Here is a 13,992-nt window from a genome sequence, read left to right on the forward strand (position 1 = left end):
CATGACGGCTCCACTGCAGCCCACTGCGATCCATGCCGTTCCTGCCGAGCTTGGCGAATGCGGCTTCCGACTGCTGATGATCCGGCAATTCAACGTCGGCGCGGTTCCGCCGGCGTTCGCGATCATCGATCAGCGCGTCATGCGCATGCCGCAGCGGCTCGGCCGCCACGGCGTGTCGTTCGCCGCGACGTTCCTGCCCGAGGTGATGTCCTGGCTGATCGATCATCTCGGCCGGCCGTCGCTGCATGATGAGAACGGCCGCTCCTACCGCAATCCGCGCTGGCCGGTGGTGTGCTGGCATGACCGCGAGCGCTATTGGCCGAGCGGCGCCGTGACGGTCGAGTGGTTCGCCGAGGTGGCGTTCCAGGATCACGCGTCGTGGATGGCGTTCCGCACGCACTGGCACGACAGCCTGGCGGGGCGAGCGGCCGATTGCGACACGTCCGGCGGAGAAGCGGAGCCGTGCGGCGCGTATGACGCGGAAAAGGATTTTGCCGACGTCGCGCTTCAGCGAGCATGATCTATCAAAGTGAATGCGCGCCGCGGGCGCCCCTGTTCGATGTTCGGCGCAGCGTGATAGCTTTCAGGTGATGCAACGCAGGGAGGCTGTCATGCGCTACGTCTCATGGTTCGAGGGTTGGCTCGGTCATCTGCTGCCTCAGCGGCGCGGTGTCGTCGGCGCTGCCCGCGGTGAGATCATCATACGCCCTGCCGCGGAGCTGTCGAGCGAGGACCTGTTCTACATCGCGATGCTGGGTCCTCACGTCTGAGCGGAGCATCGCCGCTCGTCGTCCGCCAACACATGATACGAGTCCGACATGACCGACATCGCGCGTCTCCGCGACTTCGTCGCCGGGACGGCCCGGCTCGTCGCAAGCCCGACAACCGAGTCTGAGCTGCTGGCCGCCTTGGAGCCCCGGCTGAGGGAGCTGGTTGCGTGCGACGACTGGCTGCCCAACGCCTATGCCGTCACCGCCGGAGACCGCTACCGGCAATATCTGCTGTATGCCGATCCGCTCGAGCGCTTCTCGGTCGTGAGCTTCGTCTGGGGTCCGGGCCAGGGCACGCCGGTGCACGATCACCGCGTCTGGGGCCTGGTCGGCGTGTTGCGCGGGGAGGAACTTTCCGTGAGCTATGCACGGCAGCCCGACGGCCGCCTGCATGCGGGGCTGCCGGAGCGGCTGCGGGCTGGACAAACCGCCGCGGTGTCGCCACAGATTGGCGACATCCACGCCATCTCCAACGGTCTGGCGGACCGCTCCTCGATCAGCATCCACGTCTATGGCGGCAATATCGGCCGCATCCGCCGTGCGGTGTACGATCCGGACACGGGAGCCGCCAAGGACTTCATTTCCGGATATTCGAATGACAGCGTCCCCAACCTCTGGCCCGACCGAACCAACGCCTGAGCCATCGCGCACAATCACCCCGACCGAGTTGCGGCGGCGCTGGCGCGCGAACGAGGAGGTGGCGCTGCTCGACGTCCGCGAGGAAGGGCCCTACTCACTGTCGCATCCGTTCTTCGCCGTGTCGTTGCCGCTGTCGCAGATCGAGCTGCGCATCCTCGATCTGGTGCCGCGGCTGACCGCGCCAATCGTCATCTATGATGACGGCGAGGGCTATGCCGCACGCGCCGTGCCACGCATCCTCGCGCTCGGCTACACGGATGTCGCTGTTCTCGAAGGCGGGCTGTCGGGCTATGCGCGTGTCGGCGAGGTGTTCCGCGACGTCAACGTGCCGAGCAAGGCGTTCGGCGAGCTGGTCGAGGCCATCCGGCATACGCCGTCGCTGTCGGCCGACGAGGCCAAGGCGCTGATCGAGCGCGAGAGCAATCTCGTGGTGCTCGATGCCCGCCGGTTCGAGGAATACCGCACCATGAGCATTCCGCGCGGGGTCAGCGTCCCCGGCGGAGAGCTCGCCTTCCGGGCGCGCGAGATCGCGCCGTCGCCCGACACCACGATCATCGTCAACTGCGCCGGACGCACGCGCTCGATCATCGGCACGCAGTCGCTGATCAATGCCGGCTTGCGCAACAAGATCTACGCGCTGCGCAACGGCACGATCGGCTGGACGCTCGCCGGGCATCAGGTCGAGCGCGGCAGGACCACCCGCGTCCTGGAGCGGCCGCAGGCGAGCTATGCGGCGGCGCTGTCGGACGCGAAAGCGTGGGCCGAGCGGGTCGGCGTCAACGTGCTCGACGCCAACGGCTTCGCGCGCTACCGCGCCGAGGCCGGCACGCGCACGCTGCATTGCCTCGACGTGCGCACGCCCGAGGAATATGCCGCGGGCCACCCGGCCGGCTTCGCATCGGCACCGGGCGGCCAGCTGGTGCAGGCGACCGACGAATGGATCGGCGTGCGCGGCGCGCGCCTGGTGCTGTTCGACGATGACGGCGTGCGCGCGCGCATGACGGCATCATGGCTGACGCAGATGGGCTGGGATGCGTCCGTCATCGGCACCGATGTCGTCGCGCCGACGGAGGGCGCGCCACAGCCCACGCAGCGGCCAGCGCTGCCGAACCTCGGCGCGGCCGCAATCGACGTGGCGGAGGTCGCGGCACGACCCACGGCATGGACGATCGTCGATCTCAGCCGTAGTCCCAGCTACAAGTCCGGGCATATTCCGGGGGCGCATTTCGTGCTGGCTTCGCGCTTCGCAACTGATCTCGCGAAGCTGCCCGGAGACGGACCGATCATGCTGACCAGCAGCGACGGTGCCGAGGCCGCGTTTGCGCTGGCCGATGCCCGCACCGCGACCTCGCGCGAGCTTCGCGTGCTCGCCGGCGGCACAGCCGCCTGGACTGCGGCGCGGCATGCTCTGGAGACGGAGCGGCACGCATGGATCTCGACACCCGATGACGTCTACAAGCGTCCCTATGAAGGCACCGACAACGCCGCCGAGGCGATGCAGGCCTATATCGACTGGGAGCTGCAACTGGTCGCCCAGCTCGCCAACGATTCCGTCTCGAATTTCCACGTCGTGTAGTTGCGGGGCCGGACTGACGCCGCGCTCCGGTCAGGAGACGGGCAGCGCGAGAGCGGCGTCAACGGGCTGCAGCGGAGGCGAAGCCATCTGCCGTGGCGGCGCCCAGCGCCGGATGGCGGCGAACAGCAAAGGCGGCTGGATCGGCTTGGTGACGTAATCGTTCATGCCGGCCGCGAGGTAGGTCTCGCGCTGCCCGACCAGCGCATTCGCCGTCAGCGCGATGATCGGCACCTGCGCCTCCGGGCCCGTCAGCTGGCGGATCGCCTTGGTCGCCGAGATGCCGTCCATCTCCGGCATCTGCACATCCATGAGCACCAGATCGTAACGCCGCTCGGATATGGCTGCGACGGCTTTGGCGCCGTTGACGACGATCGTCGGCTTGAAACCCTGCTTCAGCAGCAGGCTCGAGATCAGCGTCGCGATGATCGGACTGTCTTCGGCAACCAGGATGTCGAGCTCACGTTCGGTCGGATCGACGGCCGGCTCGGAGGAGCCCACCGGCGCCGCGCCACGTGGGCATGTCAATTCGATCCAGAAGCGACTGCCGCGGCCGGGCTCGCTCTCGACGCCGATGCTGCCGCCCATGGCGGTGCAGAGCTGGCGGCAGATCGCGAGCCCAAGACCGCTGCCACCATATTTGCGCGAGATCGACGTGTCCGCCTGCACGAAGGGATCGAAGATCTGGGCCTGAATCTCCGGTGACATGCCGATGCCGGTATCGATCACCTCGACTCTCAAACCGACCGTGCCATCATCATGATTGCAATGTGCGGCACGTACCTCGATCGAGCCCTGCTCGGTAAACTTGATGGCGTTTGACACCAGGTTCAACACCACCTGCCGGATTCGGGTCGGATCGCCCCTGAGAAACTGCGGAAGTCCTGGCGCAAGGCTGGCCTTGAGGTCGAGATTCTTCTTCTTCGCCCTCTCCCCCATGAAGGAGACCGCGCTCTCGATCAGGCCCGGCAGCTCGAAATCGATCTGTTCCGATTGCAGCCGTCCGGCCTCCAGCTTGGAGAAATCGAGAATGTCGTTGATGACCTCGAGCAGCAGGTCGGCGGATTCCTTGGCCAGCACCGTGTAGCGCTTCTGCTCTTCCGTCAGCGGGGTGCCGCGCAGCAGGTCGACCATGCCGACCATGCCGCTGAGCGGAGTCCTGATCTCGTGACTCATGATCGCGAGGAAGTCGCTCTTGGCGCGGTTGGCGGCCTGGGCCGCATCGCGGGCGGCGCGCAGCTCGGCCCCCGCCGCCTCCAGCTCCCGCTTCTGATCCTCGAGGTCGGAGCGGATGGCCTGGACGTAAGCGAGCTTCTGCTCGAGCTGTGCCTGAACCGTCTTGAACGCGGTGATGTCGGTGCGCAGTCCGACGAAGCCGCCGTCGGACGTCCGGTGATCGACGCTCTGGATCCAGCGCCCGCTCGGCTCGCGATGCTCGACGGCCTTGCTGCCGGCAAGGTGCCGCGTGCGCTTCTGTCGCAACCAGTCCTCGAAACGGGCTCCCTTCGGACTGATCAGGCCGGTCTCATGGGCCTTGCGAAGCAGATCCTCATAGCCGATGCCGGGCTGCATCAGCGCGGCCCAGGCCGGAAACATCTCGCGGAAATGCGTATTCGACATCACGAACCTGTCGTCCTTGTCGAACAGCACGAAGCCCTTGGTCAGCGCCTCGATCGCGTCGACCAGGCGCAGCCTGGATTCCTCCGCGACTGTCTCGGCCATCTTCCGCTCGGTGATGTCCTGGATGATCCCGAAGAAATAGCTGTCGGCGCCCTGCCCGCGCGGACCTGCTTCCATCCGGACCCATCGCATCTCGCCGTCGGGGCGGATAATGCGAAACTCGTAATTGTATCCCGACGACGCCGCGCGAGCTGCCTCGCGCGCCCGCAGATAGCCCACCACATCCTCGGGGTGCACGAGGTCTAGCAACGTCTCGAAGGGCACGCTCTCGCTGGGCGGCAAGCCGGTGATATCGAACAGCTGCTGTGACCAGACCGCCGCCTCGCGACTGGGATCGGTGACCCAGTGCCCGACCTTGCCGATCCGCTGCGCCTCGAGCAGGCGCTCGCTCTGCTCCGCAAGCAACTTGTTCTGCTTCTCGAGCAGATCTTCGGATTCCTTCATTCCGCGGACCCTGCGGCCCAGCAGCACGAGCAACGCCAAAATGCCGGCAACGGCTGCTGCTGTCCCGAGCAGCAGGATAATGGCGTCGCGTCGCCACGACCCCTGCACCGCATCCTCGGCCATCGTCGCGGAGATCATCAGCGGAAAGCCATCCACATCGTGAACAGCCACCAATCTAGGACTGCCGTCGACTCCAATGTCCCAAAACGCCGTACCGCCCGAGCTCTTGCGCGGATAGAACTGTCCGATCATCTCGTCGGCAAACGGATATCGCGCGAGAATCATCCCGTCGCTGCGCCACAAGGAAATCGACCCACCGTTCTGGATCCCGATGTTCTTGTAGAGCCGCGTGAAATATGCGAGGCGGACCCCGGCGCTGAGGACGCCGGCGAAGTTGCCCTCGGAGTCGGTGAGGCGCCGGGCCATCTGCATGACCCAGGATCCGTCCATGCGATTGCGTACCGGCTCACTGATAAATAATTCCGACGTGTCGTGATCACGGAAGAAGCGATAATGCTCGCGATCGGCCAGCGAGATTTCAGGGATCGGCCACACCTCGGAATGATTCCTCAATCGACCGTCGGCCCCGATGATGAGCAGCCTGTCGATCTGCGGCAACAATTGCAGCTTTTCATTCAGAAAATCGTGCGTCTCGCGCCATCCGATCTTCGCATCGCCTCCCTCGCGGCGAAGATTGTAAAGGCCGAGGTGCTCGATCGCATCCTTCAGGATCAGGTCGATCGCCTTGAACGAGCGGGAACTCTCCTCCGATAGCACGAACGACAGCCGTGCGAGATTGGCCTTGGTCTCGTCCTCCACCCGATCATGCAGGTTCTTGATGGTCAGACCTGCAGCAACGACCATGAGAACGGTCAGAAAAGCCGCCACGATCATCGTGGCATAGGTCGACCTCATCCTGCGAGCAAGGCTATCGCCATCAGCCCGGGGCTGGCCGTGCAAATCATCAGTGTCGGCCCCGACAGGGTGATGCAGCCCATCGCTCATGGATGCTCCTGCATCTCCGCCACGGCGGCAATCGTCGCCTCGACCGTCTCGGCCAGCAGCGGCATCCGGGCTTCGACGTCTGCAAGCGTGGCGAGATCGACCTCGATCTCGCAGGCGACCGCCGAGAGCCGCGCCGCACCAAGGCTGGAGGAAAAGCCCTTCAGGACATGGGCGGCCTTGCGCGTCTCGGCGAGATCGGCTGCCGCCAGGCATTCACGAATTTTCTGCAGGGCGTCGGCGGCCGCGGCGGGAAGTTGCGACAGCATCCGCACGAGCTCCTCCTCGCCGAGGGCGTCGCGCAGGAGCTCGATCTGATCCGGATCGAGCAGCGGGTCGCGTTCAGCAACGATATCCATGCTTGATGTCCATGATGAGAGAGGATCGGCGCGGGCGGGGAGATCCGGACGCCTTCGCCTCCGCGACGCTCGATGTCTTCTCGCCGGGCGCAGCGATGCGGCGGTCGATACAGATGATGGTGGTGTCGTCGGGCAGCGTGGCCTGCCCGGTGATTCCTGCCGCCGCGCAGAGCCGATCGATGACCTCGTGCGGGGCGAGCCCGGCATGGCAGGCATTCAGGACGTTCAGCAGGCCTTCGTCCCCGATCCGCTCGCCGAAGGAGTCCGGATATTCCGGAAGTCCGTCGCTGAACAACAGCAGAAGCGACCCCTCGGGGAACTTGCGCTTGTAGGTTTGATATCTCGCGCCGGGCTCGATGCCGAGGGGCAAGCCGGTGCCCTCGCAGAACCGCGGTCGTCCCGCCAGGCTCTGCACCAGGATCGCGGGCGGCGCTCCTGCCGACGCAAACCTCAGCTCGCCCCGACGATGATCGACGACGACATAGAGGAACGTCGCGAATTGTCCGGGCGGCAGCAGCCGCACCAGCCGCTCGTTCAGCATCGAGAGCAGCGCGGCAGGAGAATGATGAAGGTTCTTGTACTCGTGAATCAACGCGTGGAGCCGAAAGGTGTTGAGCGCGGCATTCACGCCATGACCGGTGAAGTCGGCAAGAAACATCCCGAACGCCCCGTCATCGATCGGCAGCATGCCCCAGAGATCGCCCCCGAGCTCCGATGACGGTCGGTTGTAGGACCCGATCCTCATGCCGGCCTTCTCGGCGAACTCGCTGAGAGACGCACAGGACGGCAACAATTCGAACTGCATGCGCCGCGCGGCTTCCAGTTCACGGGAGATCCGCTCGCGATAGTTGCGCAATTCGCGCAGCGAATTCCAGCGCTCCAGATGCACGACCACGCGCGCGATCAGCTCCGACGGATTGACCGGCTTGGATAGAAAGTCCGACGCGCCGCCAGCGAACAGCTCGCCCATCTTCTTGCGATCGAAAGTCGCCGTCTGGACCAGGATCGGAATATCCGCCAGGTCCGGATCGGCACGCACGCTGCGGCACACATCGAGGCCGCTCATGTCCGGCATCTGCATGTCAAGCAGCAGAAGGTCCGGCTTGAAGCTGCGGGACTGCTCCAGCGCCGAGACGCCGCCTTCGGCAAACTCCAGATTGGCGAAGTTGCGGCGACGCAGGACCGATTCCACGAGCTGGCGGCAGAGCGGATCGTCATCGGCGATCAGGATCCGCGCATCGCGGATCGCGTCGTGCCCGCGCCGGTCGTCGAGGGCAGCCTCGGAAATGTGAGTCTGGTTGCTCATAGCCGAAACTCCAGCTCGACCGTGGTCCCGCCATCAAGGATCGCGACATTGTCGGAAAACGCCTGCAGGATGGCGAGCCCGCGCCCCATCGAATCTTCTCCCGCCCTGGACTGGACGGCCTTTGGCTCGTAGCCGACGCCGCTGTCGTGCACGAGCACGCGCAGCTGCGATGCGTCCCACAGCGCATCCATCCGGATCGGGGCTTGAGCAACATCCGACGATTTCAGCTTGGATTCGATCGCATCGTGCGCGGCGACGAGGCCGTCGAGGCTGCCGCGCGTATCCGGATCGATCCGCAGATTGCCGTGTAGCACGGCGTTCATCAGCGCCTCCTGAACGGCGCTATAGATACGCACGCGCAGGTCTTCCGTCAGCGCCGTCCGATGCTCCATGGCATGAATGAAGACCTTGACGATGCAATGCTTGTAGGCCGATCGCGTGGTCACCACCAGGCTGAGATGCCCGGGCTCGACCGCTTGATCGAGATCCTCCTTGCATTTTTCGGCGAGCCCGACCTCGATGCATTGGGTCGCCGGCGGCTCCAGAGCCGCCTCCAGAGTGGCCTCCGAGGTGCCGTCCCAGCAGGTGACACGCGGGCCGGATTCCGGAGCCTGCAGGGAGCTGCCCATGTCTCAATCCTCGATGGTGAACAGCGTGCTGAACTTGGTCACGCCGAACATGCGCTTCACCTGGCCGCTCGGACGGCGCAGGATGAGATCGCGATCGTTCTTCTTGGCCTCGTCCCGCGCCAGCAGGAGCATGCCCAGGCCAGCGGAGTCGATGAAGTCGAGCTTGGACAGATCGAGGATCACCGACTTGCCCGTCGTTGCGAACAGCTCGGAGACCATCTGCTTGAACGGCGCGTGATCGGTGAAGGTGAACTCGCCACTCATCGAGATCTGGCCGGCTCCGCGGTCTACTTGAATCTGCATGATTTCCTCCTAGAACAACTCGATGGTTCCACTGCTCGCCGAGGCGCTCTCGGCGGCTACGGCTTCGACGGGCTGCTCGCCGTCGAGAATCTGGGCGACGAACCGCGCGCGCAGATCACCGAGCGTGAAGCGATCGAGCAGCTTCTTGACCCATTCGGTGTCGAGCGACTGACCTTCCGCGGTCGGCGGAAGCGCCTCCGCGGTCGCGACCTTCAGCTCATCGAGCGCCTCGTCGACGACGTGAAGCGTATCGACCACGTGCTCGAGCCGCTGACGGGTTCTGTCCTGGAACTGAATGCCGGTCACCATCGCCGAGACATCGGCGGAGATCACCTCGGCTTCCTTCATGGCGGCGGCGACGACCGACGCGAGGCTCGCGCTGCGCTTGATCAGAGCGGCCATGAGAACCTCGAGACGGTCCTTCGCCATCAGGTTATGGGACATATCGATCGTCGCGACCCGCTTCAGCGTCTCGTGGCCGCTGGCGATGCCGTCGGTGACCGCCTTGAGCTCCGACTCCATGTCGACCGAGAGACGTTCGGTGGCGCCGGACAGTTCGCGCACCTCGCCGGCGACGACTCTGAAGGCCGCGCCCGCCTTGCCCGCCCGCTCCGCCTCGATCCGCGCGTTGAGAGCGAGCATGTTGGTCGTCTTGTTGATCTTGCTCAGCTCCACCATGCAGGTGTCGACGCGGTCGACGTTGCTGTTGAGCTCGCTCAACGCATACACCATCTGCATCGCGTCTTTGGACAGCATCAGGATCTTCTCGACGACGTCGCTCAACGTCTCCTCGAGCAGACCTGCGATCCGGTCGATCGGCACGATCTCGCCGTCGACCTCGATGCCGATCGCGAGCCTGCTCAGATCGTCGACTCTGGCCGTCTGCTGCTCGGCGCACACCGCCAGGCGCTGAAAGCGTCCGCTCAGTTGGTCCGCCTCCGTCTCCACGACCGCGGAGGTCTGCTGAATCTCGGACACGAGCGTCCTGATCACGCGCTGCTGCATGGCCGCGAACGAGATCCAGCGCTGCATCAACTCGTCGTGCCGCGCCGGCTCCGCAGGCGCGACCGGCGCCAAAGGCGGCGCCTCCGGCTCCGCAAGCGTCTGCACGGCCGCGCTATTCTGCCTCCATTTGAACATGACTACACTCTCACTCCGCGCGCCGCCAACGACTCGCACCGTTTCAGGACGTTGGCCGCGATCTGGGCGAGCGGCAGCTCGATCTCGGTCGCCCCGCATTCATGAGCGGCCTTGGGCATGCCGTAGACGACGCAGCTGGCCTCGTCCTGCCCGATGGTCGGCGCACCCGCCGTCCGCATCTGCAGCAGACCGAGAGCGCCGTCACGTCCCATGCCGGTCAGGATGACTCCGATCGCGTTCGGCCCCGCGGCGTGCGCTACCGACCGGAACAGCACATCGACGGACGGGCGATGACCAGACACCGCTGGCTCCTCATGGACGCGGCAGACATAGTTCGCGCCGTTGCGGGCGAGCTCGAGATGATAGCCACCCGGAGCGATGTAGACGTGACCGGGCAGGACGCGTTCGCCGCCCTCGGCCTGCTTCACCGTGACGGCACAGAGCTGATTCAGCCGGGCGGCAAACGAGGCAGTGAACATCGCTGGCATGTGCTGGGCGATCACGATCGCCGGCGCGTTCGACGGAAAGGATGTCAGCACCTCCTGCAGAGCTTCCACTCCGCCGGTCGAGGCCCCGATGGCGATGATCTTTTCCGAAGAGTAGTAGCCACCACCGGTCTTTTGAGCCGTCTCGACCGGTCGCTGCGCCAGCGGACGAATTTTCGCGACAGCCGCGGCCTTCACCTTGCTGATGATCTCGTCGCGCAGCAATGGCAGGCCCTCGACCAGACCAACCACCGGCTTGGCGACGAAGTCGACGGCCCCCATCTCCAGCGCGCGGACGGCGGTGTCGGCGCCCTTCTGCGTCAGCGAGGAGATCATCAGCACCGGCATCGGCCGCAGCTTCATCACCTTGTCGAGGAAGGCGAGGCCGTCCATGCGCGGCATCTCGATGTCGAGCGTGAGCACGTCGGGGTTCAGCGACTTGATCATGTCGCGCGCGACAATGGGATTGGGCGCGGCCCCCACCACCTCGATGGCGGGATCGGCCGACATGATGTCGGTCAGAACCTGACGGACGAAGGCGGAGTCGTCGACGATCAGAACGCGGATGGCACTCATGGCAAGCCTCAAAAAAGTTCGACCGATCCGGCGACGGGCTCGACCTGGATTTTCTTCTTGTAAGACGTCTCTTCCCTGACGACCGCATCCTGCTCGGTGCGCGCCAGTTCGAGCAGCATCACCCTGCCACTGCTCGGCCAATAATGGACCCTGCGCGGCAGCGATCCGCGCAGATGCTTGGCGGCGATGCCGAGGTTCTCCGCCAGCAGGTACTCTTCGACGAAATCGGCGTTGCGATGCCCGATATTGGTCGCGCTCTTCAGGACGTTGCCGCCGCCGAACACCTTGATCTCCAGCCTTTGCCGGGAACCACCACGCGCGAGAATATCGTTGATCAGCCGCTCCATGGCGACGTTGCCATACCGCATGCTGTCCGACGCCGCGCTTCCCCATCCTGCGCCGGCCGATTCCGGCAGCATGAAATGATTCATGCCGCCGACCCCAGCCAGCGGATCGCGGATGCACGCCGCCACGCAGGAGCCGAGCACCGTGACCAGCATTTCCTGCTCGCTCGCGCACACGTAGTGATCGCCCGGAAACACCTTCACGGCGGTGGCTTCGAACTGCGGGTCGTAATAGCGGCGCGTTCCGTGGAAGGCATCTGTATCCACTGATCGTGCGGACCGCCTCGGATTGTGTGCGCTGTTCATTTGATCCTACGATAGATGGTACGTCCGATCAGATCGAAGCGGTCGGAGATGTTGAGCAGATTTTCCGAATGGCCGATGATGAGCCAGCCGTCCGGCTTGAGCATCTCGGCATAGCGGTCGAACAGGCGGCGCTGCGTGTCCTGGTCGAAATAGATGACGACGTTCCGGCAGAAGATGACGTCGAACGGGCCCGACATCGGCCAAGGTCCGAGCAGATTCAGGTGGCCGAACGAGATCAGCTCGCGCACCTCGTCCTTCATCACGGCCTGGTTGCCGCGAAGCGTCACGAAGCGCTTGCGGAAGGTTTCCGGAATGCCTTCCGCGCGCTCGAAATCGTAGACGCCCTGGGAGGCGTGCGCGAGCACGTTGGTGTCGAGATCGGTCGCCAGGATCTTGACGTCCCAGCCGGACAGCAGCTGCTCGCAAGACAGCAGCGTCATCGCGATGCTGTGGGGCTCCTCGCCGGTCGAGCAGCCGGCCGACCAGATGCGCAACCGCCGGCGATGTCCGGCGACAATGGCGGGAAGGATGGTTCTGGCCAGATACTCGAAGTGATGTGACTCGCGGAAGAAGCTCGTATGGTTGGTCGTCACCGCGTTGATGAAGTTGTGCAGCTCATCATCGCCTGCATCGGTCTCCAGCAGCTTGCAATATTGGGAAAAGCTGTTCATTCCGAGCGCGCGCAGGCGCCGGCCGAGCCGGCCGTGAATGAACGCGCGCTTGCGCTCGCTCAGGACGATCCCGGCGGTATCCATCACAAGCTTTGACAGCTTGTGAAATTCCCTGTCCTGCAGCGCGAATTCTTCGTGCACGTCGACTCTCCCCATGACAAACGGGCGTCACCCGAGCAGGTGACGCCCGTCCAGTTGTCAGAATTCCTTCCAGTCGATGTCGCCCGAGGCGCGACGCCGGGCGGGCTCCGCCTCGGCCGTGCGGCTCGGTTGCGGCGCGGGCCTCGCGGCCGCAGGCTTTGCCGGCGCGGGACGGACGTTGGTGAGCTTCTCCTTGCCGGCCCCGAGCGAACGGTCGACCACCGGATTGCCGGTTCGGGCGGGCGCCGCGCGGCCGCTCTCGAAGCCGCTGAGCACCTGGAATTTGCCCACCATCTCGCTCATCGCGCCGGTCTGGTCTTCCATCGACTTGGCCGCGGCTGCAGCCTCCTCGACCAGCGCGGCGTTCTGCTGCGTGACCTTGTCCATCTGGGTGACGGCGTTGTTGACCTGCTCGATGCCGCCGCGCTGCTCCTGAGACGCCGCCGAGATCTCGGCCATGATGTCGGTGACACGCTTCACCGACTGCACGATCTCCTCCATGGTCTTGCCGGCGGTATCGACCAGGCGCGAGCCCGACTCCACCTTCGACACCGAGTCGGAGATCAGTCCCTTGATCTCCTTCGCGGCATTGGCACTGCGCTGCGCGAGGTTGCGCACCTCGGCGGCCACCACGGCGAAGCCCCGGCCCTGGTCGCCGGCGCGTGCGGCCTCGACCGCGGCGTTCAGCGCGAGGATGTTGGTCTGGAAGGCGATCTCGTCGATGACGCCAATGATGTCGGCGATCTTGCGGCTGGCCTGGGTGATGCCGTCCATCGTCTGCACCACCTCGGCGACGACCGACCCGCCCCGGATCGCGACGTCGGAGGCCGACGATGCGAGCTTGTTGGCCTGCTGGGCGTTCTCGGCGTTCTGGCGCACGGTGGAAGTGAGCTCCTCCATGCTGGCCGCGGTCTCCTCGAGGCTTGCCGCCTGCTCTTCGGTCCGCTGCGACAGGTCGGTGTTGCCGGAGGCGATCTCGCGGGCTGCGGAGCTGATCGTGTCGGCGCTCTCCGCGACGTCGGCGATGATCGCCGACATGGTGTCGAGCAGGCCGTTGACGCCCTCGCAGAGCTGGGCGATGTCGCCCGACTTGCCTTCGAGCGGAATGCGCTCGCGCAGATCGTTCTGCTTGGCCGCGTTCACGACATCCTGGGTCTGCTGCACGGCCGCCTGCATCATCTCGGACGCCTTCACCTGGGCGGTGATGTCGGTGGCGTATTTCACCACCTTGAACGGCTTGCCGTCGGGACCCATGATCGGATTATAGCTGGCCTGGATCCAGACCTCCTTGCCACCCTTGCCGATCCGCTTGTACTGACCGGCGTCATATTCGCCGCGGCCGAGCTTGTCCCAGAACATGCGATAGTCGGACGAGCTGCGATAGGCGACGTCGACGAACATCGAATGATGCTGGCCCTTGATCTCGCCCAGCGAGTAGCCCAGCGTCGACAGGAAGTTCTCGTTGGCGTTGACGATCTTGCCGTCCATCGTGAACTCGATGACCGCCTGTGCCTTGTTGATCGCCGAGATCTGGCCGCTGAAGTCGGCGTTGCGGACAACCTCCTCGGTGATGTCGGTGGCGTATTTGACGACCTTGAACGGCTTGCCGTCGGGGCCCATGATC

At 65.0% G+C, this 13,992-nt stretch carries 14 protein-coding genes; 4 read left to right on the forward strand and 10 right to left on the reverse strand.

Translation table 11 applies throughout. From position 1 onward, the window contains the following. Position 1 precedes the first annotated feature (1 nt). The 4 genes from BRAO375_RS32985 to BRAO375_RS32995 all read left to right on the forward strand — a co-directional run bounded on the left by BRAO375_RS32985 (position 2) and on the right by BRAO375_RS32995 (position 2,985). On the forward strand, positions 2-520 hold the full coding sequence (locus BRAO375_RS32985) for a hypothetical protein (RefSeq protein ID WP_009031778.1): 519 nt from the start codon (positions 2-4) through the stop codon (positions 518-520). 91 nt (positions 521-611) lie between these two features. Continuing rightward, positions 612-770, forward strand: coding sequence for a hypothetical protein (locus BRAO375_RS38285; RefSeq protein WP_009031779.1), 159 nt, complete (start codon positions 612-614; stop codon positions 768-770). A gap of 48 nt (positions 771-818) precedes the next feature. Continuing rightward, on the forward strand, positions 819-1,409 hold the full coding sequence (locus tag BRAO375_RS32990) for a cysteine dioxygenase family protein (RefSeq protein WP_009031780.1): 591 nt from the start codon (positions 819-821) through the stop codon (positions 1,407-1,409). Beyond that, positions 1,366-2,985: a rhodanese-like domain-containing protein gene (locus BRAO375_RS32995; protein ID WP_009031781.1), complete on the forward strand. Its 1,620-nt coding sequence runs from the start codon at positions 1,366-1,368 to the stop codon at positions 2,983-2,985. The genes BRAO375_RS32990 and BRAO375_RS32995 overlap by 44 nt, the downstream gene beginning before the upstream one ends. Before the next feature lie 30 nt (positions 2,986-3,015). Here the strand turns inward: BRAO375_RS32995 and BRAO375_RS33000 are convergent, their stop codons facing one another. The 10 genes from BRAO375_RS33000 to BRAO375_RS33045 form a co-directional block, all read right to left on the reverse strand. Next, positions 3,016-6,021 carry an ATP-binding protein gene (locus BRAO375_RS33000; protein ID WP_009031782.1) on the reverse strand — a complete coding sequence of 1,002 codons (3,006 nt, stop codon included), beginning with the start codon at positions 6,019-6,021 and terminating at the stop codon, positions 3,016-3,018. A gap of 86 nt (positions 6,022-6,107) precedes the next feature. Then, a complete protein-coding gene (locus BRAO375_RS33005; protein WP_009031783.1) occupies positions 6,108-6,467 on the reverse strand; it encodes an Hpt domain-containing protein in 360 nt (119 codons plus the stop codon). Continuing rightward, complete coding sequence (locus BRAO375_RS33010; RefSeq protein ID WP_009031784.1) at positions 6,451-7,773, reverse strand: PP2C family protein-serine/threonine phosphatase; 1,323 nt, start codon at positions 7,771-7,773, stop codon at positions 6,451-6,453. Before BRAO375_RS33010 ends, BRAO375_RS33005 begins: the two co-directional genes overlap by 17 nt. Then, complete coding sequence (locus BRAO375_RS33015) at positions 7,770-8,402, reverse strand: ATP-binding protein (protein ID WP_009031785.1); 633 nt, start codon at positions 8,400-8,402, stop codon at positions 7,770-7,772. Before BRAO375_RS33015 ends, BRAO375_RS33010 begins: the two co-directional genes overlap by 4 nt. Positions 8,403-8,405: 3 nt before the next feature. Further along, the gene (locus BRAO375_RS33020; RefSeq protein WP_009031786.1) at positions 8,406-8,705 is read right to left on the reverse strand and encodes an STAS domain-containing protein; all 300 of its coding nucleotides are present in this window, start codon (positions 8,703-8,705) and stop codon (positions 8,406-8,408) included. 9 nt (positions 8,706-8,714) lie between these two features. Then, a complete protein-coding gene (locus BRAO375_RS33025; RefSeq protein ID WP_244423410.1) occupies positions 8,715-9,845 on the reverse strand; it encodes a methyl-accepting chemotaxis protein in 1,131 nt (376 codons plus the stop codon). 2 nt (positions 9,846-9,847) lie between these two features. Continuing rightward, the gene (locus tag BRAO375_RS33030) at positions 9,848-10,906 is read right to left on the reverse strand and encodes a protein-glutamate methylesterase/protein-glutamine glutaminase (protein WP_009031788.1); all 1,059 of its coding nucleotides are present in this window, start codon (positions 10,904-10,906) and stop codon (positions 9,848-9,850) included. Positions 10,907-10,914: 8 nt separating this feature from the next. After that, the gene (gene cheD, locus BRAO375_RS33035) at positions 10,915-11,556 is read right to left on the reverse strand and encodes a chemoreceptor glutamine deamidase CheD (RefSeq protein ID WP_009031789.1); all 642 of its coding nucleotides are present in this window, start codon (positions 11,554-11,556) and stop codon (positions 10,915-10,917) included. Further along, positions 11,553-12,368, reverse strand: a complete 816-nt coding sequence (locus BRAO375_RS33040) for a CheR family methyltransferase (RefSeq protein ID WP_009031790.1) — start codon at positions 12,366-12,368, stop codon at positions 11,553-11,555. Before BRAO375_RS33040 ends, cheD begins: the two co-directional genes overlap by 4 nt. Positions 12,369-12,425: 57 nt before the next feature. Then, positions 12,426-13,992: methyl-accepting chemotaxis protein (locus tag BRAO375_RS33045; RefSeq protein WP_035643400.1), on the reverse strand; the 1,567-nt coding region annotated here is incomplete at its 5' end.

This window comes from Bradyrhizobium sp. ORS 375, from assembly GCF_000239775.1.
Classification (GTDB): Bacteria; Pseudomonadota; Alphaproteobacteria; order Rhizobiales; family Xanthobacteraceae; genus Bradyrhizobium.